The 19,693-nt window shown below is 65.4% G+C and carries 16 protein-coding genes; 11 read left to right on the top strand and 5 right to left on the bottom strand.

Annotated elements, in window-relative coordinates; genetic code table 11:
* Positions 1-22: 22 nt before the first annotated feature.
* The 7 genes from cas10 (at position 23) to csx15 (ending at position 8,176) form a co-directional block, all read left to right on the top strand.
* Positions 23-1,903, top strand: a complete 1,881-nt coding sequence (gene cas10, locus R5W23_RS28185) for a type III-B CRISPR-associated protein Cas10/Cmr2 (RefSeq protein WP_320689256.1) — start codon at positions 23-25, stop codon at positions 1,901-1,903.
* Entirely contained in the window at positions 1,904-3,058 is a 1,155-nt protein-coding gene (cmr3, locus tag R5W23_RS28180) for a type III-B CRISPR module-associated protein Cmr3 (RefSeq protein ID WP_320689255.1), read from the top strand.
* Positions 3,055-4,032, top strand: coding sequence for a type III-B CRISPR module RAMP protein Cmr4 (gene cmr4 / locus R5W23_RS28175; protein ID WP_320689254.1), 978 nt, complete (start codon positions 3,055-3,057; stop codon positions 4,030-4,032). Before cmr3 ends, cmr4 begins: the two co-directional genes overlap by 4 nt.
* Positions 4,029-4,457: a type III-B CRISPR module-associated protein Cmr5 gene (gene cmr5 / locus R5W23_RS28170; RefSeq protein WP_320689253.1), complete on the top strand. Its 429-nt coding sequence runs from the start codon at positions 4,029-4,031 to the stop codon at positions 4,455-4,457. Before cmr4 ends, cmr5 begins: the two co-directional genes overlap by 4 nt.
* 182 nt (positions 4,458-4,639) lie before the next feature.
* Complete coding sequence (gene cmr6, locus R5W23_RS28165; RefSeq protein WP_320689252.1) at positions 4,640-6,658, top strand: type III-B CRISPR module RAMP protein Cmr6; 2,019 nt, start codon at positions 4,640-4,642, stop codon at positions 6,656-6,658.
* Positions 6,658-7,770, top strand: coding sequence for a putative CRISPR-associated protein (locus R5W23_RS28160; protein WP_320689251.1), 1,113 nt, complete (start codon positions 6,658-6,660; stop codon positions 7,768-7,770). The genes cmr6 and R5W23_RS28160 overlap by 1 nt, the downstream gene beginning before the upstream one ends.
* A gap of 25 nt (positions 7,771-7,795) precedes the next feature.
* Positions 7,796-8,176: a CRISPR-associated protein Csx15 gene (gene csx15, locus R5W23_RS28155; protein ID WP_320689250.1), complete on the top strand. Its 381-nt coding sequence runs from the start codon at positions 7,796-7,798 to the stop codon at positions 8,174-8,176.
* Positions 8,177-8,395: 219 nt separating this feature from the next.
* Here the strand turns inward: csx15 and R5W23_RS28150 are convergent, their stop codons facing one another.
* The gene (locus tag R5W23_RS28150) at positions 8,396-9,358 is read right to left on the bottom strand and encodes a C40 family peptidase (protein ID WP_261187311.1); all 963 of its coding nucleotides are present in this window, start codon (positions 9,356-9,358) and stop codon (positions 8,396-8,398) included.
* A gap of 442 nt (positions 9,359-9,800) precedes the next feature.
* Between R5W23_RS28150 and R5W23_RS28145 the strand changes: the two genes are divergently transcribed.
* Both R5W23_RS28145 and R5W23_RS28140 read left to right on the top strand, forming a co-directional pair.
* The gene (locus R5W23_RS28145; RefSeq protein ID WP_320689249.1) at positions 9,801-10,709 is read left to right on the top strand and encodes a carbon-nitrogen hydrolase family protein; all 909 of its coding nucleotides are present in this window, start codon (positions 9,801-9,803) and stop codon (positions 10,707-10,709) included.
* A gap of 18 nt (positions 10,710-10,727) precedes the next feature.
* Positions 10,728-11,177, top strand: a complete 450-nt coding sequence (locus tag R5W23_RS28140; RefSeq protein ID WP_261187309.1) for a DMT family transporter — start codon at positions 10,728-10,730, stop codon at positions 11,175-11,177.
* Positions 11,178-11,189: 12 nt separating this feature from the next.
* Here the strand turns inward: R5W23_RS28140 and R5W23_RS28135 are convergent, their stop codons facing one another.
* Positions 11,190-12,566 (bottom strand): RNA polymerase sigma factor, encoded by a 1,377-nt coding sequence (locus tag R5W23_RS28135; protein WP_320689248.1) that lies wholly within the window; start codon positions 12,564-12,566, stop codon positions 11,190-11,192.
* A gap of 107 nt (positions 12,567-12,673) precedes the next feature.
* Here R5W23_RS28135 and trpA point away from each other — a divergent pair, with 107 nt between their 5' ends.
* Positions 12,674-13,477: a tryptophan synthase subunit alpha gene (trpA, locus tag R5W23_RS28130; RefSeq protein ID WP_261187307.1), complete on the top strand. Its 804-nt coding sequence runs from the start codon at positions 12,674-12,676 to the stop codon at positions 13,475-13,477.
* 90 nt (positions 13,478-13,567) lie between these two features.
* On the opposite strand, the gene R5W23_RS28125 is transcribed toward trpA, so the two are convergent.
* The 3 genes from R5W23_RS28125 to R5W23_RS28115 form a co-directional block, all read right to left on the bottom strand.
* Positions 13,568-14,614: a class I SAM-dependent methyltransferase gene (locus R5W23_RS28125; protein WP_320689247.1), complete on the bottom strand. Its 1,047-nt coding sequence runs from the start codon at positions 14,612-14,614 to the stop codon at positions 13,568-13,570.
* Between the two features lie 140 nt (positions 14,615-14,754).
* Complete coding sequence (locus R5W23_RS28120) at positions 14,755-18,015, bottom strand: S41 family peptidase (protein WP_320689246.1); 3,261 nt, start codon at positions 18,013-18,015, stop codon at positions 14,755-14,757.
* A gap of 248 nt (positions 18,016-18,263) precedes the next feature.
* On the bottom strand, positions 18,264-18,860 hold the full coding sequence (locus R5W23_RS28115) for a hypothetical protein (protein WP_320689245.1): 597 nt from the start codon (positions 18,858-18,860) through the stop codon (positions 18,264-18,266).
* Between R5W23_RS28115 and R5W23_RS28110 the strand changes: the two genes are divergently transcribed.
* Positions 18,852-19,667 (top strand): EF-hand domain-containing protein, encoded by an 816-nt coding sequence (locus tag R5W23_RS28110; RefSeq protein ID WP_320689244.1) that lies wholly within the window; start codon positions 18,852-18,854, stop codon positions 19,665-19,667. The two genes, R5W23_RS28115 and R5W23_RS28110, sit on opposite strands and share 9 nt — an antisense overlap.
* Positions 19,668-19,693 lie beyond the last annotated feature (26 nt).

Here is a 19,693-nt window from a genome sequence, read left to right as displayed (position 1 = left end):
GCCATTCATCAGGACGGGACTGATGTCAACGGCACTCCTGTCGTTCAAATTGGGGCCGGTGCAGCCTTTTATTGAGGCGGCCCGGACGATCCGCGACCTGTGGAGCGGCAGCTACCTGCTTTCGTGGCTGACCGCTCACGGCATCAAGGCTCTGTTCGACGGAACGGACGTGAAGCCAGGCGTAACCTTCGTAACCCCGGACACGAATTCATCGAGAAATCCGCTCCTTCGGGCAGTCATTGAGGGTGAAAAGGGTAACAACGATGCCACTCTCGCCTGCCTGCCACACACGTTCGCAGCCGAGGTGCCGGCGGCCGAGGCGGCGACGATGAGGGATGCGATCCTGAATAGTGTTAGCGACGAATGGAAGCGGATTGCAGCGAGGGTGAAGAAGGCGATTGATCCACACTTCCAAAACGCTGCGCCGTGTTGGGACGAGAACTGGCAAGTGCAGATCGACAGCTATTTCGAGTTCACCTGTGTCGTGCTGCCGCTGGACGGACTGACTCACGAGGTGTTGGACCAATTACCGGTCGAACGAGACGATTCGCAGGGGAGCGACCCGGCCGCCCAACTCTGGGGCCGGTGTTGGAACTTATTGGGCGGACTACTCGACGCAACGCGGTCGGTGCGGCACGTCCCGCGGTACACACCAGACACGCGGGGCGGAAAGTGCCCGGTGAAATGCAGCCTACTCGGCAGCTTCGAGCAGATGGGGCCGGCCGACTTTAATGGTGCGCAGAAGTTCTGGGAGCAGGTCTCCACGCCGAATTGGTCCGGTATCAGCGGTACCCGGTTACAGTCGAAGGACAAGTTCTGTGCCATCAGCCTCGTGAAGCGATTCGCGTGGGCCGTGTACTGGAGTGCCGAACTGAATTTGAAGCCGGCGGCGCTCCGTTACTCCGACACACCGACGATGGCAGCGAAGAAGTGGCTTGCGGAAGAAGAAGTGATGGCCCTGGAGATGTTGCGGGACGAGCACGGTGCCTGGAACGGACAATGGCTGCACTGGTCGCGTGACGAACCCGGGAAGGGCAGCGGCGACCCGAAACGTCCTGCCGGGTTGAAGGGCCGGATCGATGCGAAGTCGGAAGCTCAGGGCGCGCCGCCGACGTACTACGCGCTGCTGCACCTCGACGGTGACAACATGGGTGACGTGTTCCAGGGGAGCACCGGGGCGCAGTTCGGCAACGGGATCGAGCGCTTCCAGCAGGTCACTAAGCGCCTCACTGACTTCGCGCAAAACGACGTGAAGCGCATCGTGACCGAGTGCTGCGGGGAACTCATCTATGCCGGTGGAGACGACGTGCTGGCTTTCCTACCGACCGAGACTGCTATCGAGTGTGCCGGACGATTGCGAAAGGCTTTTGAGCATGAGCAGCGGTTGCCCGGAGCGACCCTGTCGGGTGGGATCGCCGTCGTCCACTGGAAGGAAGACCTTCGATTCGCACTCGGTCAGGTTCGGGCGGCCGAAAAGCAGGCCAAGCGGATCGGCACGAAGTACGGAAACGCAGGCGTAAAAGACGCCCTTGCGGTCACCGTGTGTAAGCGCTCTGGCGAGCACACCACCGCCGTGATGGGGTGGCCTGAAACCGCGCAACTTCAGGATCTGATCCGGCAGTTTCAGGTCGGCGCCTCCGACCGCTGGGCATACAAGCTCAGCCAGGAACTCGAAACGCTGGTGCAACTCCCGGCTGCCGCCGGTCGCGCGGAGCTATTCCGCCTAGTGGATCGAGGCGAGTATCCAAACAAAGCGGCATTCCGCGAGACCGTCGAGAAATTATTCAACGGGTACGAAAAGCAGATGACCAGCGAGGATCGGAAGTGGCTGAACCCGGATGTGCTATCCGGCTTCGTCACACTCATGCAAACGGCTTCGTTTCTGGCGCGGGGGAGCGACTGAATGGACGCATCGCTCAATTGGGCGGGGCTTCGGCTCGACCCGCTCGACACCCTGTTCTTTCGCGATGGCCGGCCGTTCGATGCACCTAACCGCGTTGCCGGAGGTCTGCCCACGCCGCAAACGCTCGCCGGAGCGATCCGCACGGCGCTGCTTGCCCGCACCGGGTTCAATTTCGCCGAGTTCGCCCGTCGGCGGAAGGACGATCCGCTCCGGCTCCGCGCCGCGTTAAATGATAGCGGCCCGCCAGAATGTCAGCCGGTGTTTGACGCCAATTTCCGTGGCCCGTGGCTGGCCCTCGCCGGAGGAGATGGCAAGGTCGAACCGCTCCTGCCGATGCCCGAAACGCTCAAACGGGCCAAGGGCGATGAAAGCCGGCGTAGCGACGCCCGGTGGAGCGTGGCCAAACCGGACAAGGCCGTGCCGGGTTGGCAGTCCCCGTGCGGATTGCGTCCGCTTTGGCGGAAGGTGCCGGCCGACCCGAAGGCGGATGCTGAATGGCTCACGCTCACCGGGCTCAAAAAATTCCTCACCGGCAACCCCGAGGCTATCGCCCCCGGGACGGAGTGCGTGAAGCGAGACGAATTGGTCGCGGCCGACCACCGCATCGGCATCGTGATCGATCGGGAGACGCTCACGAGCGCCGACGGGCAGTTATACGCCATCAGTCTGCTGGCCCTGAAGCCGAGGCGGAAAGATGGGTCGGAAGTCTGCCTGTACGCTGAGTTGCATATCCCGGACACGTTAGCCGCCCTCTTGGACGGTGCGCTCGTTCCGTTCGGCGGCGAAGGGAAGTACGTCCGCGTCACGAAGGTCCGCGAGCAGGATTGGCCCAAGTACGACAGTTCGGCGAAGCACTCGATGTGGTATCTCGCCACGCCGACGTTTTTCGCCCCGGACGGCCCGCCGCTTCCGAAGCTCGGCGATCAGCTGATCGCCGCCGCGAGCGGGGCCGGGGTGCCGGTTTCGGGCTGGGACGTGGCCCGTAACTGCCCGCGGCCGACCCGCTTCGCCGTCCCGGCAGGCGCGATGTATTTCGTTGATGGGCCTGTCGATCCGAATCACTTTCTGAGCACCACCGACAACGCGGAATCGGACACCCTCCGCCAGGAGGGCTGGGGATACGCACTACCCGGACACTGGGAGGGACTGAATTGAGCCAAGAACCGACCACCGCCGGGTTGTTGGGCATCCACGCGTTGACGCCTTTGCACCCCGGAGCCGGGACCGCGCTGGGCACCGTGGACCTGCCCGTTCAGCGGGAGCGCCACACCCACTGGCCGAACATCGCCGGCAGCGCGCTCAAAGGCATTTTGAGGGATGCCTGCCGCGAGCTGGTGAAGAAAGATCACAACGGTGACCGCACCAAGGCGAACGAAGCCGAGGTCATCACCACCTTGTTCGGCCCGCCGCAAGGGAGCAGCCAGGACGCTGCGGCGGCCGGTGCCGTCAGCATCACCGACGCGCGGTTGCTGGCGTTCCCGGTGCGGTCACTCAAAGGGGTATTCGCCTGGGTCACGTGTCCGGCGGTAATGGAGCGATTCGCGCGCGATTGCAAGCTGGCGGGCCTTACTGCCAGCAACGCTTCGGCACTCAAGCCGAATGATGCGTTGTCGGCGATGATCCCGAGTAATTGTCCGTGCAAGGTCGGTGAACAGGGTAAGACCCAATACCTCCTCCTTGAGGAGTTTAAGCTGGACGTGGTCACTGGTGATCCGACGGCGTGGGCGGAATGGGTCGCGAGCCGACTCCTACCGACATCCGCAGAGTACCAGGACACGATAACGCGCTTTGATCGGCAATTGGTGGTCGTTCACGACGACGACTTCTCTCATTTCGTGAAGTATGCCACCGAGGTTACGGCCCGCATCGGGTTGGATTACGAGACGAAAACCGTGAAGGGCGGGGCGCTCTTCTACCAAGAGTTTCTGCCGACCGAGACGCTGCTCTATTCGGTGCTCATCGTTAACAGTGCGCGGGCACGTGGAGAGCAGAAGTCGGCCGCCACACTGATGCCGGACTTGGCCAAGCGCATCGCAGATATTCCGAACAGCGTGCTGCAAATCGGCGGCGACGAGACGACGGGCAAGGGGTACTGCTCTGTCCGCCTGACGACCGGGGGTGCGAAGTGAGCGACACCAAGCGAACGCCCGATCAACTGCGGGCCACGCACGCCTGGGAGGCGGTGGAGTTGGTTCTCAAGAAATTCCCGCCGTCAACCGTCACAGAAAGCGGCAAGCCACTGAAGCGACCTCACCCCCAAGCGAAGAAGTTCGGCGGGGCCGTCCGCAAATTGCCGGTCCGCATCATGGCGTCTGGGCTGGGTCAGGCACTCGCCTTCCTCAAAGCGAAGGATCAGACGCCGGACCTGCTTGACACGCTCAGCGATTGGGTGCTGAAGAAACGGAGCCAGACTGCTCTGCTCGAAGCCGTTATCGCCGGTACCGCCGACACTCTCCGTCAGCATACCGCCGAAACCCTCGCCTACTTGCAGTGGCTCAGCCGCTTCTGCGAGGCGAACAACCTGACCGATGACGACAACGCTGGCGGGGGCTGACCACAATGTCCACGAATCTAATCGTTCCGTTACCACGCGACGTGACCCGTGTTCTCAGTACCCTTGCTGACCAAGACGGGCTCCTTCCAGGCGCGCATCCCGGGTTGACGCTGGACAAATACGGGCTGTGTTGTGACGAGCAACTCGGTAAGGTTGATCTTCAGAAGGACGTTCAGAAGCCGGTGATCGAGCAGATCGTTCGGTTATCGAATGATCCCCCTCTGTCGCGGCCCGAATTCGACTTGCTGTTCAGCCGCTGGAAGGCGACCATCGGCAGCGTCGGGTTCACCGGCAAGACCGCCGGCCCGCTCACCCTTCACCTCACTCGTGCGTCGGCCTTGGAGAATGCCGGCATTTGCTTACACCGCATCTACGGGTTCGTGTACCTGCCCGGCACCGGGCTGAAGGGTTTGGCCCGCTCGTTCGCGTGCGAAGTGTGGCTCGGCGAGCAACCCAACAAAGCCGCCGCGTGGCAGAAGATCAACGCCGTGTTCGGTGCCGCCCCGTCGCCGTGGCTGAACGACTTGGCGAAGCGGCACGAACAGCCAGTTCCAAAGGAGGCGAGTGTAGGCGCAGTTGTGTTCCACGACGCTTGGCCAGAACGTTGGCCGCGGCTGGTGACGGACATCCTGAACAACCACCACACGAAGTATTACTCGGACGGGGCGGCACCAGGGGATTGGGAAGACCCGGTGCCGGTGTACTTCTTGAGCGTCGAGCCGGGCACACCGTTCCGGTTCGCCGTCGCCCCGCGGCGGAATGACGCCGACTCCGCCGAATTAGTAACGTTGGCCCGCGAGTGGTTGATCGGCGGGCTCACGCAGCTCGGGGCCGGCGCCAAGACGGCAAGCGGGTACGGCGACTTCATCATCGAAGAGCCGGAGATCAAGCCAATTCGCCCTGCCAACCGGCCGACGTTTACCGCCACGCTGGAGCTAGTGACACCGGCGTTCTTGGCTGGGGCGAAACAGCAAGCCGACGACTGCGACCTGCGGCCGAGTACGCTTCGCGGGCAACTCCGATGGTGGTGGCGAACCTTGCACGCCGGCTTCGTGTCAGTCGATGACCTCCGCAAGATGGAAGCCGCGATCTGGGGTGACACGAAAACCGGCGGTGCCGTGCGGGTTACAGTGCGCGAGGTGCCGGGCACTCGGCAGGTAAGCTCCTATGACCGCCGGCAGGTGATTCGCCACCACCGCATCCCGCAACCTACCGACGGGTCCATTCCTGGTCTCGCCTACCACAGTTACGGCATGGACGATGCGAAAGGAAGACGGCACTACGTCGAACCAGGAGCGAAGTGGAAAGTAGCTGTAACTGCACGGACCAGCCGGTTCGCGGATAAGGTTGTTTCCTCCGAAATCATTCTCCGACAAGCAACCACTGCCCTCCAACTGCTCCCCCAGTTCGGCGGCGTGGGGGCGAAGAGCCGCAAAGGATTCGGTTCGTTCGCCGATCTTTCCGATTTTGACCTTGGAGCTGTTAGACGGGTCGCGACGGAGTACCGGACGGCGTGTGGGTTCGGAGAAAATGAGTTTAGCGATCAACTCGCACTGAGCCCGAGTTTGCAATTGATGCTGGGGCCAGTTGAAATACCGACCGAAGGAACGAACTCGTGGGTGGCGCTGAACGAGTTGGCGGCCTCGGTCCAGCAGTTCGTAAAGTGGGTGCAGCCTAAACATTGCCGAAGGTGGCTCGGCCTTCCTCGGCGGTTGCGCGGTGCAACTGGTCCGCGGGTGGCGCACGAATCAAGACACGCTTCGCCCGCGGTATTCCATTTCGCGCGCGCCGCCGACGGTTGCTTGGTGGCCCGTGTGGTAGCGTTCCCAGCGGCCGAGTTGCCAAACGTCGCCGAGAGCCGGCATATTCTTGGCGACCTGCTTAAGGCACTGCAAAGCGATTTACCGCAACGGTTCGACGCGATCAGACCGCCTCCACAATCACCACCCAGCCCGCGTCCCGCAGGGCTATCGAAACGCCCATCAGGGACGCTGGTCCAAGTCTCCATTCTTGGGAAACGAGTGAAGGGTGGGTTCGACGTTCAAGAAGCCGGGCGAAATCCGGGAACGCTGACCCTCGGCACACCAACACCCGGAGCCGACACCGGCGACGGGAAACCAGTGATGGTGTGGATTCTCGATGACAAGCCAGACAAGCCGCAATACAAGTGGCCGGACGCACCAAAACAAGGAAAGAAATGATGCCTCGTACTTTCGTCTGCCCGGCTGGTACTAGCGCTGCCAAAGGAGTCGTCAGCCCGGAGAAACTGAGTGAATGGGTACGCGCCCAGCCAGATGAGGGGACGGCTGCTCGGATTCTGTTTGAACAAGTGGCAAAATGGCCTCCGGATGGAGACAACCTCAAGAAATTGTCGGCCGAGGTTCACTCCCTCACCCGAATGGCAGTGAGCGGAAAGGACCGAGTGCTTCTACTCGCTTCGGAGACGATCGACGGTGGAACGTGCTGTCACGCCGTGCGGCACTACCTGGAGAAGTACCACCCTGGCATCGCGTGCGAGGTACAGACGGTGGTCGGCTTGCAGGTGTCAGACGCCGACCGCTTTCGCTCCGAGGGAGTAGTAAACTTCGTCCGCGCCTGCCTGACCGCAGTAGAGGATTTCGGTCGCGAAAACGTGGTACTGAACTTGACGAGTGGGTATAAAGCGTTGGCCCCGTACCTAGTCCTCGTAGGAATGCTGAAACGAGTAAGGTGCCAGTACCTTTTCGAACAGTCTAAAGACGTACTTACTCTACCGCCACTCCCGGTCGCTATCGATCACGGGCCTTTTGAACGCTACCGCGAACTGTTCGCCGACATCGAACGAGACACAGACATCTCGCGAGAGCGGTGGGAGGAGGAAGTAAAGCGCAATGATCGTGAAGCCCTGGAATCTCTAGTCGAAGTCGTCGGAAATCGGGTAACGTTGTCTGGCGTTGGCTTGCTTCTGCTCGACGACTATCGCAAGCCGGCGACACTCGTCCCTTTCCTATCGCGGAGGGCATGGGAGGAGTGTCATGGTAACTTGGCTCAACTCGCCACGCGTAACCCTTACGAGTATTTAGGCCGTATGGCCGCAGCCTGGGATTTTAAAAGCCCCGACGTTCACATTAATAATGGCAACGGCACATACTGGTTGAAGCCGGGGCGCACCACCGACCGCTACTTGGTGTCCGTAGAAGGGTGGAAGTTGCTGGTTTGGCGTGCAATACGTGAGGATCAGGTCGGGGCCGACTACCCGGCAAAAGTTGCGGTAAATCCTATAACCGATCGCACCCGACATAGCCCGTTCAGCCGGATGGAGTTTGCCGATTGATTCGACCTCGCAGGAAATCATACCCGTGTTATTGCTCAACTTCGCTCATCCGCTGACTAATACTCACCTCGCCCGCATCACTGAATTGGCCGGGCGAGATATTGAGCGGCTTCTTGCGATTTCAACCCATTTCGATCATGCCCAATCCTTCGTTGAGCAAACGCACGCCCTCCTCAACTCCATTGGGCTTGAGACCAACCAATGGCAGACACTCCCATTGATGGTAAACCTCCCCAGTTTTGCTCCGATCGCAGCGATTTTGCTTGCCGAACTCCACGGCCGGTGTGGCTACTTCCCCACGACCATTCGGTTACGGCCTATCGCCGGAAGCGTCCCGTCGATGTTCGAGGTTGCTGAACTGCTCCACCTTCAGGCGATTCGCGATCATGCCCGTCTTCGTCGCTGAGCTATTACGGCGGCGCGAAAGATAAACAGGCCCGAATCGCTGGAAATCGCAGGCAATGACTGCCGTGCCGCTAGCATTAATGCGTATCTTGCGTGCCACCGTAGTAGTTTGGGCGGAAGTGATTTCAGGCAAAGTAGCGTTTTTACACCGCTGCGGCCGAAGCGGGCGTTGGCGGCCCCTGCGAAGCTGGTGGCGCCTGCCGCATTTTAGCCCGGCGCTCTACTCAACCGCGGCATTGACGGCCGCGTCCGGGCCGGCGCCGCCGATCCCGGTCAGCAGGTGACCGCGGCGGGCGCTGCGGTGGTACGTGAGCGCGGTGCCGTAGGGGGACTTGTCAACCGGGTGCAGGAAGAGCCCCATCGTCCCCCACTTCCCCTCGACCAGCACCGGCTGCCCCTCAGCCACGTACCGCACCAGCGCGGTGTGCGACACCGTGCCGTTGTTGCGGTACACCACCACGTCGCCCGGTTGCGGCTGGGCGACTTCGGCGTAGCCGTTCTCCTTGAGAATCAGTTCCACGTCGTCGGGGCTGAGCAGGAACTTGCCCCCGGTGAACACCCAGCCGTGGCAGTTGAACTCGTCCGACGGCCCGGCGTGGCGGATCACCTGATCGTCCAACTTGGTGTCGCGGAGCAACCTCTCTTCGGGGCTCGAGAGGGTTTCGGGAGCGCGGGGCGACTGCGGCTCTTTGAGGACCACCGGGGTGCCGCGGTCGGTCGTCGCGCTGGCCCGCTCGGTGGGGCGGTTCGGCTGGCGGCCGAGCACAACTTCGAGGTCCAGCGTCTGATCCTCGGTGAGCTGCTGGTCGGCGTGATCGAACCACACCGCCGCACCGATCACGACCGCCAGCCCGCCCACGACGAGCCCGGCCCCGCGGGCGGCCGGCTTGCGGAGCAAAGCACCGGCCGCCGCGAGCCGGCGGTGGAACCAGCCGGAGCTGAACAGGTTAACGACAACCAGTGCCGCCGCGAGTATCGCGGCGGCTCGCTCCGCGAGTTCGCGGTGCGTGAGCGTGCCGAGGGCTGCGACCGCCGCACCGCACCCCGCCACGCCCAGGAGCGTTCGGAGCGCCACCAGTCCCCCGCGCCAACCCAGGGCCAAGTTCGCGCACCCGAAGAGCATCAGCCCCGCGCCCACGGTCACGAGGAAGAAGAAGCGTTCGAAGTGTTCGGTACTGTTCACGGTCGCCCTTGGCTTGCGACAGCCTTCCGCGTCTCTCGGACGTCCAACCTACTTCACTTCTAACACGCTGCGGGTTAGGCGGTAGTGAGTGCGAGTTGGGAAAAATCGGTGAGTCGCCTTTCGGAAAAATGAGAGCCCGTCGTAATAATCTGCACCACGAGAAGATTCCATCCCCGCACGTGGGTTCGCGTTTATTAATCGGCCAAGCCGTTTTGAGGTGTGTACTTACCACGGCTCACCCGGTCACCAACACCGCAACCTTGGTATCAGCACTGTCACACCGGTTGAACAACCAGGGTTCCAGATCGTACCACAAATTGAGCCGGTCGGGCGGAGTGGCGCCGACCGCCGAACGCGGCGAGAAACGTTGACAGGCCCGCTGACCCGTCGGCATCCGGCGTCAGCGCCCCGCGGGTACCTAATTCGTCACCTCAGGCATACCATGCGAACTCTCCTGATCTTTCTCATTTTGTTGCCCCTCATTTTCGGCGCCACCGCTCCAGGCGTGCCCTCGGTAAACCAACAACCACCGGTCGCGCCAAAGACCGTGAAGGTCGCGGCGGTTCAGTGCTCGTCCGACCTCGGTGATGTCGCAGCCAACACCAGGAAGCTGACGGCACTGGCTCAGGAAGCGGCCAAGGCCGGCGCGAAGTTCGTCGTGCTGCCCGAAACGGCCATCACGGGGTACCTGTCGCAGGACCTCAAGACGAACTGGCACATCAAAGGAATGCCCATCGAGAAGCGGTTCGAGGGTAAGGACCCGAAAGGCTTCGCGGAAGAAGTACCCGGGGCTTCCACCAAACACTTTTGCGCCTTGGCGAAAAAACTCGGCATCTACCTCACGGTGCCGCTGCTCGAGGTGGACTTCACGAAGGGAAAGGACGCGCCGCGGTACTTCAACACAGTGTGCCTCGCGAGCCCCAAGGGCGAGTTGGTCGCGCACTACCGGAAGCTGACGCCGTGGCCGTACCCCGAGAAGTCGTGGGCCACCGCCGGCGACCGCGGCGTGCAGGTGTACGACACCGAGTACGGCCGCGTCGGGCTCGGCATCTGTTTCGACATCCACACGGTTCTGGAGAAGTACGAGCCGCACGCGATCTGGTGCCTGCTGTACCCGATCGCGTGGGTGGACCAAGAGCACCCGGCGGAGTGGATGTGGGAGAAGCTGCCAGCGCGGGTGAAGCCGTTCAAGCACCACCTCGTCGGCGCGAACTGGAGCGTGGACAAGAAACCGGACTGGCGCGGGTACGGGTTCAGCGTGATCGTGTCGAACGAGGGTACAGTGATCGCGGGCGCGAAGAGCCTGTACGGCAGCGAGATCGTGTACGCGGACCTTCCGACCGCGAAGTGACGCGATACAACACCCCGCATGAACATCGTCGTTTTCGCACTTTTGGCCGCAGGCGCCGGGGCGTGCATCGCGCTGCAAGCGTCGGCCAACGGGAACTTCCGCAAGAACCTCGGCGACAACCCCCTCGCCGCCGCGTACCTGTCGATTTGCGGCACCATCGTCACCGCCACGCTCGCCGTTCTGCTGTTGCGGCCCCGCGTTCCGGAAATGACCGCGGTGCGCGAGACGCCGTGGTGGAACTGGATCGGCGGGCCGCTCGGGGCGCTCATCGTGCTCGCCGGGGCCGCGCTCGCGCCGCGGCTCGGCGCCGCCCTTTTCATCGCCCTCGTCGTGGCGGGGCAGTTGATCTGCTCGCTGGCGCTCGATCACTTCGGGCTGATGGGGCTGGCGCAGCAGGCGCTGACCCCCGGCCGGGTGCTCGGCGCGGTGCTCGTCGTGGCTGGGGTGGTGTGCGTCAAATTCCTGTGACCGTGGCCACGGCTATTTCTTCGGCGCGGCGTACTGGCGTAGGTCGATCTCGTCGGGCTTTTGCTCCAGTTTGGCGCGAGGTGCCAGCCGCGTTTCGGAAACACCGTACGATTTATTAGCCATCTCGACAACACTTTTTGTACTCATCATGAAGCTCGGCCGCCCAACCTGGCCGAACGATGCCTTTGCGAATCCACTTACGGCACAGGCGGTGAACACCTCGCGGAGTTCCTCCGCCGCATGATCCTTGTATGCAATGATGCGAAGTCCCTTCGGCCCTTGCGGGTCGGCGTGGGCGCGGCGCAGGTACGCTGTGAGGCTGTCGAGGTCCCGGCAGGTGACCTCGGCGGCGCGGCCGTTCACCACCTCGCGCACCACCAGCGGGTGCGACGATTCCTTATCGCTGACGAACACTTCAATGTCCTTGCCCAGTTCGAGAGCGGCGTTCGCCTCCTCCAACTTCATCTTCTCGGCTTTCAGGTTCTCGAGCGTCACGCCGAGTAGCATCCGCTGCTTTTCTAAATTGGCGATGAGCCGGTCGATTCGCCTCGCATCTTTCTGATCTTCGGCGGATGCCGGGGGCGGAGCGGGGGCGGCCAGCGGTTCGGTCGCACGCGCCGCGTTTGACGTGCGCCCCGCCGTGCCAAACGTGAACACCCCGGCCCCGGCCAGCAGCACCAGAACTGCTGCGGCGGTCATCATCTTCTTCATCCAGAACATGTGAAGCACTCCGTCGGCGAGTTGTGCCACGGCCGGGGACAGTCCCGGGGCGGCGAGTCGGGACATCGTGACAACCGACGCGGAGCGGGTCGTTGCTCGGGCCAAACCCGCCGGCAGCGCCGCCCCGCCTGCGGCCAGGGCCGCGGGCGCACCGGTCCCGAGGCGAGCCCGCAGGCGCGTCAGCGCCCGGTTGAGCCGGGCCGACAGGGTTCCCTCCGGGCACCCCAGGCGCTCGGCGGCCTCGCGCCGCGTGAACCCCTGAAGGTGGCACAGCACCACGGCGGCCCGCTCGCGCTCGGACAGGGCGAGCAGGGCCGCGTCCAGATCGAGCCGTTCCGCGTTCGGGTCGGCCGGCGCGAGCGGTTCGTGCTCCATCGGACCGTTCACGGCGGCGCGGCGGCGGTTGGCGCGGACCACGTTGCGCGCGGTCAGCGCCGCGACCCGGTACAGCCAGGGGCCGAGCGGCGTGTCGCGATCGAGCTTGGCCGCACGGCGGAGCAGCACCAAGAACGTCGCCTGGAATGCGTCCTCGGCGTCCTGCGTGTTGGCGAGCGTGCGGCGGCACGCGCCCCACACCACCGGCCCGTACCGGCGGACCAGTTCGGTGAACGCAGCCTCGTCCCGCTCGCGCAGGAAACGGTCGATCAGGTTCCGGTCGGGAGCGGGCACCGCACCGCTCCCGCGAAGGACTGTCAGAAGCCGGCTCATGCCCCCATAGTGTCCGGAAACCGCCCGGCGCGTGCGGAAAATCCGCCGGGCGCGCGTAAAACACCCGCATGAACCCAATCGACAGCCTCTTCCAGCGGTTGCGCGCCCAGAAGCGCGCCGCGTTCATGCCGTTCCTGACCGCCGGCGACCCCGACATCGCGTTCACCCGCGAACTGCTGCCCGCGGTCGCCGAGGCCGGCGCCGACCTGATGGAGATCGGGTTCCCGTTCTCCGACCCGATCGCCGACGGCCCGGTGATTCAGGCGTCGTACACCCGCGCGCTGAACCACAAGCTCAAGATCGCCGACGTGTTCGCGGCCCTGCGCGACACCGCCGCCCGGCCCGACTGGTCCGCGCCGCTGGTGTCGATGGCGTCCTACTCGCTCATGTTCAAGATGGGGCCGACCGCCTTCATCGAAGCGGCGCAGAAGGCCGGCGTGAGCGGGGCCGTGGTTCCCGACGTGCCGGTCGAAGAAGCGGATGAGCTGTCCAAGCTCGCGCGCGACCGCGACTTCAAGCTGATCCTGCTCGTCACCCCCACCACCTCGCCCGAGCGCGCCGCGAAGGTGGTGCAGGCGTGCAGCGGGTTCGTGTACGTGGTCAGCGTGGTCGGCATCACCGGCGCACGCGAAGCGCTCCCGAGCGCGCTGCGCGAGCAGCTCGCGCGGCTCCGCACGATGACCGACCTGCCGCTGTGCGTGGGGTTCGGGGTGAGCCGGCCGGAGCAGGTGCGCGACCTCAAGGAGATCGCCGACGGGGTCATCGTGGGCAGCGCGGTGGTGAAGAAGCTCGAAGCCGCCGGCGCCGATCGCGCAAAGGGTCTGGAAGACGTGAAGCGCTTCGTCGCGGAACTTCGCGCCCCGTTGGGGTGATAGAGGCCGGGTTCACCGCAGAGGGCACGAGAGGGCGCAGAGAGAAAAGCCGAAGAGCGTTGAGCTTGCCCTCTGCGGTGAACCCGGCCTTTACTCTTCGCCCGCGCCGGACAGCACCACCGCGTACCCGCGGTTCTCGATCACCGAGCAGTCGCCGAACGTGTCGAAGATCAGCGGCATCACCGCGGTCGGCATCTTCGTGACGAGGTAGTACCGGCCGCCGGGCTTCAGCAGGTCGCGCGCGCCCTCGATGAACAGCCGCGTGATCTCCGACTTCGCGTAGTACGGCGGGTTCGCCAGGATCACGTCGAACTTGTCCTCCTCCAGCCCCTGAAGCCGGGTCGCGTTCACGAACCGCGCGTTGGCGACGCCGTTCGCCTTGGCGTTGAGTTCCGCGAGCGCGATCGCCCGCAGGCTGCTGTCGATGAACGTGACCCGCGCGTCCGGCCCCGCCATCCCGCCCGCCAGGCACCCGACCGCGCCGTTGCCGCAGCCCAGGTCGAGGACGGTGTCGCCGGGGCGGATCTCGGCGACTTCGAGCATCGCCCGCGAACCGGCGTCGAACCGGCCGTAGCTGAAGGTGCCGGGGCGCGACACGAACTCCATCGACGCGCCGGCGCCGATCTTGGCGTGGTACTTCACCTCGTGCCGCCGGCGGCTCCCGCTCTCCTCCGTCTTCGTGCTGAAGAACGCCATGCCGTTCTCGCTCGCCGGCGTCTCCCCGCACTTGCCGAAGATCTTCTTCTGGAGCTTCGCGAACTGGCTGTCGCGCTCGTACTCGGAGAGCGTCAGGAACAGCCCGCCGACCGTGAGGACGTGCGCGGCCTGCTCCACGATGTCCAGCTTCAGCTCGCGGTCCGCCTGCGAGGACGCCGGGAAGATCACCGTGCCGAACCGCTGCGGCAGGTCCCACATGTCCGCGACCGTGACCACCTCGGCTTTCGCCTCCACCTCGGCGAGCGTCTCGCGCACGCGGTCGGTCTGGTGCAGGTCGAGCTGCGCGCAGGTGACTTCGGTTTCGGGGAGGTCGAGCGCCTTCACGAGGTTGGCGACCGGCCACGGCGGGCCGACCGCGATTAGCACCGGCGGCTTGACGCGGTGCGCGACCGTGGCGAACAGTTCGGTAACGTGCTTCATACGTGCATTGTAGCTCCCGGGCTCTTCTGGAGCGCGGGCCGCTGGCCCGCTTCAGCCGCACCTGCGAAACACGTCAACAAATAAGCGGGTTGCGGCCCCACCGGGCTCCCGGAGCTGGGCGGGGGCCGCGCTCCGGCCGTTCACTCCACGGCCATCGGGATGCGGGCGGCCCGCTGGGGGGCGCCCGTTGCCGGTCGCGCGTGCGGCATCGGCGCCACCGGCGGCGGGGCCGGGGCCGCCAGAGGCACGGCGCCGATCGCGCCGCCCGCCGCGCCGGCCTTCGCGCGCCGCCACGCGGCCACGTCCTGCGAAACCACCTCCACCGCCTTCAGCAGTTGCCCGTCGGTCCCCCGCGCCCAGTCGGCGGGCGTCACCTCCACCGGCACGTCGGGGGCCACGCCCTGGTTCTCCAGGTTCACGCCGTCGCGGGTGTACACGCCGATGCGCGGCAGCCGGAACGACGAGCCGTCGATCAGGCGGGTGCTCCCGGTGCCGATCACGAACCCGCCGGTCGCCTGCCCCACGACCTTCCCCAGCCCCAGCGCGCGGAACGCGTGCGGGAAGATCTCGGCGTCCGAGTACGACCGGTTGTTCGCCACCACCACCATCGGCTTCGTCCACTTGCGGTCGGTGGCCCGGAGCACCATCCCCTCGCCGCCGTCGCGCTGCTTGAAGAACGTGTGCTCCTTCCCGGCGAGGTAGTTCAGCACCTGGTCGTGCGTGAACCCGCCGCCGTTGAACCGCACGTCGATGACGAGCGACTCCTTGTCGAAGTGGTCCGAGTACAGCGCCCGCACGAACGCGTCGAGCCCCGCCTCGTCCATGCTCGGGATGTGGATGTACCCGGCCTTGCCGTTGCTGGCCTTCGCGACCGCCGCGGCGTTCAGCTCCACCCACCGCTCGTACATGAGCTGCGCCGTGCGGGTGCGGCTCGCGGCGACGATCTCCACCCGGCGCTTCGTCTTGGCGTCCTTCGGGTCGGACGCGAGCTCGACCTGAACGCCCTCGCCGATCTTGTTGTTCAGCAGCTTCGAGACGTTCGCCGCGGGCGTGAGCGGCACGCGGTCGATCGCCAGCACCACGTCCCCGGGCTTGATGTCCAGCCCGCGCTTGTCCGCCGGGCCGCGCTTGAGCACCTCGAGCACCTTCAGCCCCGGGCCGGTGTACGTGTCGTCGAAGATCAGCCCCAGGTCGGCGGTCCACTCGTCCGGGGCCGGCATCCGCCCGCTGATCCCCAGGTGCGACGCGTTCAGCTCGCCGAGCATCAGGGACACGAGCGCGTACAGGTCCTCGCGGGTCGCGGTGTGGGCCACGAGCGGCAGGAACTTCGCCCGCACCGCGGCCCAGTCGGCCCCGTGGTGCGCGGGGTCGTAGAAGTTGTCCGCCAGCGCCCGCCAGCACTGCGCGAACATCTCGTTGAACTCCTCGTCCCGCTTGATCGTGATCTTGGCGCTGAACGGCACCCGGGTCGGGTCGAGCGGCGGGGTCCCGAACGAGAACCCGGTGCGCAGGTAGCACAACTGGCCGGACCCGTTCAGGAAGTACACCGTCCCGTAGCTCTTCTTCGACCACCGGATCCAGCTCGGCGTCTGGTTGCCGCTCGTCATCCGGGTGAGCGCCTGGCCGTTGCTGCTCACCACCCACAAATCGTCGCCGCTGGAGGCCGAGCGGAACGCGACCTGGGAACCGTCCGGGGAGACGGCGCCGTACTCGGCGCTCATCGTGGTCGGGCGCTCGACGCGCAGGTGCAGGTCGTCCCAGTCGATCTGGTCCGCGGGGGGGCGGGTGCCGCCGTCGGCGACCGGCTTCTGGAGCGACACCACCTGAACCCCATAGGCGCCGCGCCGCTGGCCCACGAACGCCAGCTTCCCGTTCGTGCGGCTCCACGACACGTCACTGTTCCACGTCGCGTGCCGTGACACGTTCACCGGGGCGCCGGTTCCGTCGGTCGCCTGGATGTAGACCTCCGCCGCGAACGAGCCGTCCATGCGGCAGTACGCGATGTGCTTGCCGTCCGGCGCCCAGTCGTAGTCGAGCACCTTCTGGGCGCTCACGAGGACCCGCTGTTCGGAGCCGTTGGGCCGCATCAGCCAGAGCTTCCCCTCGCGGACGAACGCGACCCGGTCCCCCGCCGGGCTGAACGTCGGGTTCAGCTCCTCGCTGCCGGTGGCGGTGAGTTTGGTCGTTTTGAACTTGTGGGCTTTGACGAGTTCGGTGTGCTCGGGGTCGTCGCTTTCGAGCAGGTAGAGGTCCGTCGTGCCGCCGCGGTCGGAGGCGAAGAGGATCTTCTTGCCGTCCGGCGACCACGCCGGGTTCGAGTCCGCGAACTCGTGCTCGGTGAGCCGCGTCGCCTTGCCGCCCCCGGGCACCTTGGTGAGGAACAACTGGCCGTGGACCACCAGCACCGCGTGCTGCTCGTCCGGCGCGAGCGCGTACTCGGTGGCGTCGCGGGTGTAGGTGTGGGTGCGCTCGGTGTTCGACTTGTCGTCGGCGTTCACCTCGATGGCGAGCTTGCGCGGCGGGAGGTCGCTGCGGGCGCTCGCGACCCACAGGTCTGCACCGAGTTCGTACACGATCCAGTCCCCGTTCGCGGAGAGCCGCGCCCGGCGCACGGTGTCGTCGTCGTGGGCCGTAATTCGTTTCGCCGGCCCCGCCGGGGTGAAGTCGGGGGCGAGCGGCTGGCGCACGACGTTCGCGCACCCGGGCTTGCTCTGGCTCTCGGTGACGTAGAAGAGTTGCCGGGCGTCCGGGGCGAACATCGGGTAGGAGTCCTGGCCGTCGAACGTGGTGACGCGCGTCGGGTTGGAGCCGTCCGGGCCGCTGATCCAGATGTCGTCGTTGCTGGACCCGCGGTAGCCGCGGCGGTACCACGTGCCCGGGCCGCGGACGAACGCCACCGCCCCGCCGGTGGGCGCGAAGTACGCCTCTTTCGCCTCGAACAGGTTCAGCTTGCGCTCGGCGCCGCCCTCGGCCGGCACCACGAAGCACTCGGTGTTGATCGGGTACGCGACCGAGCGCGGCGACGAGAACACCACCCCCTTCCCGTCCGGGGTCCAGCCGGTCACCATGTCGGGCGCGCTGTCGAAGGTCAGCCGCCGGGGCTTGCCGCCGGCGGCCGAAACCACGAACACGTCGTACTGGCCGAACCGGTTCGAGGAGAACGCGATGAGCCGCCCGTCGGGGCTGAACACCGGGTTGACGTCGTGGGCCTCGTGCATGGTCACCGGCCGGGCGACGCCGCCGATCGCCTCGACGGTCCAGATGTCACCGAGGTAGCTGAACGCGACGGTTTTTCCGTCGGGGGAGATGTCCGGCGTGCGGGCGAAGCGGATCGGCTCTTGGGCGGCGGCGGGAGAGGAGGTGAGGGCCGCGAGAACGAGGGCGCGAAGGTACAAGCGCATAAGTTCGGCCTTCCCTGAAACACGGAAGTGTGCTCGGGTTCACGAGCAGGTCACGCGGGGTTCACACCCCACTGTAACCGACCGGGGTGGCGGGTTCCAAAAGGAATGACGAGCAGAAGTTGCCGCGATTAACACGTCGCCGGGCGGGTTTCACGGTTCGGGCGTCTCGGCGCTCCGCGGCTCACGTTTTAAGCCCGGTGGAACAGGCCATCGGTACGGGTCGGGATTTCTGAAGAGGCTGTGAGACTTTAGCGAATGCACCGTGACACATGAGCCACATTAGGGTTAGTATCACCATTGACCCATTCTGCCCGCATCTGGGGTGTGCCATGTGGAAGAAGTGCCTCGCGTTCTCCGGGATGCTCGGCCTGATCGTCTTGCTCGACCCGACCCCAACCACGGCCCAGTTCGGCGGTGGTAAAGGCGGCAAAGGTGGTAAGGGCAGCGGCGGCTTTAACCCCGCTAGCTTCGGTCAGCCCAGTGGCGGCGGTTCCGGTCAACCCGACGGCGGTGGTCAACCGGGTGGCGGTGGCTTCGGCGGTAGAGGTGGCTTTGGCGGTGGTCAACCGGGCGGCGGTGGCTTCGGCCCGCCCGGCGGCGGCTTCGGCGGTGGCCAACCGGGTGGCGGTGGCTTCGGCGGTAGAGGTGGCTTTAGCGGTGGTCAACCCGGTGGTGGCGATCAGGGCGGATTTGGCGGGCGTGGTCCAGGTGGCGGCAACTTCGGCCAGCCCGGCGGTGGCGATCAGGGCGGGTTTGGTGGGCGTGGCCCTGGTGGCGGCGGTGGCGGTGGTGGGATGGGCGGGCGCGGCGGGATGGACCCGGAGCGCGGCTGGCAGATGCTCCAACGGCTGACAAACAGCACCGGCGACACCGTGGACCTCGGTGCAATCCCTCCGCAAACGCGCGAGTGGATGAAAGGCATGATTGAGCGAAGCGGCGGCGTCCCGCTGCCGGAATCGGGCATCATGTCGAAGGCCCAGTACCTCGACCACCAAGCCCGGAACGAGGCGGCCCGCGCCGCGAACGCTCAAAACAACCCGAACGGCGGACCGGGCGGCGACCGCGGCCGATTCGGTCCGGGAGGCCCTGGCGGTCCCGGCGGCCCCGGTGGTCCCGGCGGCTGGGATCCTAACAACGGTGGCGGCTGGGGCGGCGGTTGGGGGGACGTGCAGCGCCCGCCCGAGAAAAAGGAAACCGAGGAAGAGCGCCCGGTCGCGATGCGGTACGGCAAGCTGCCAAAAGACCTTCCGTCGTGGTTCGATGAGTACGACACCGACCAGGACGGCCAGATCGGGCTCTACGAATGGCGCAAGAAGAAGAGGGACATCGACGAGTTCACGGAAATGGACCTGAACGGCGACGGGTTCGTGACCGCCGACGAGTACCTGCGGTTCACCCGCCAGCAGAGCATCGACAAGAAAATCGCCAACTACGAAGAAACCGGCACGCGGCCCGGCTCGTGGGGGCTGGGGCCGACCGGCCCGTCGTCCGGTGGCGACGGCTCGAACACGCGGAGCAAGGGTCCCGGCGGCCAGGGCGGTTGGGGCGGCCCCAAGGGCGGTGAGTCGGGTAGCAAGGGTGATCGCAGCGAGAAGGGCGACCGCGGCGAGAAGGGCGACCGAAAGGGCAACCCGTGGTCGAAGAAGAACTGAGCCCGCGCAGACGGCCCGCTGAAACG

It is taken from the genome of Gemmata algarum, assembly GCF_034097035.1.
GTDB classification, from domain to species: Bacteria; Planctomycetota; Planctomycetia; order Gemmatales; family Gemmataceae; genus Gemmata; species Gemmata algarum.
The sequence above is the reverse complement of the archived record's forward strand: the minus strand, read 5'-3'. Positions and strand labels throughout refer to the sequence as shown.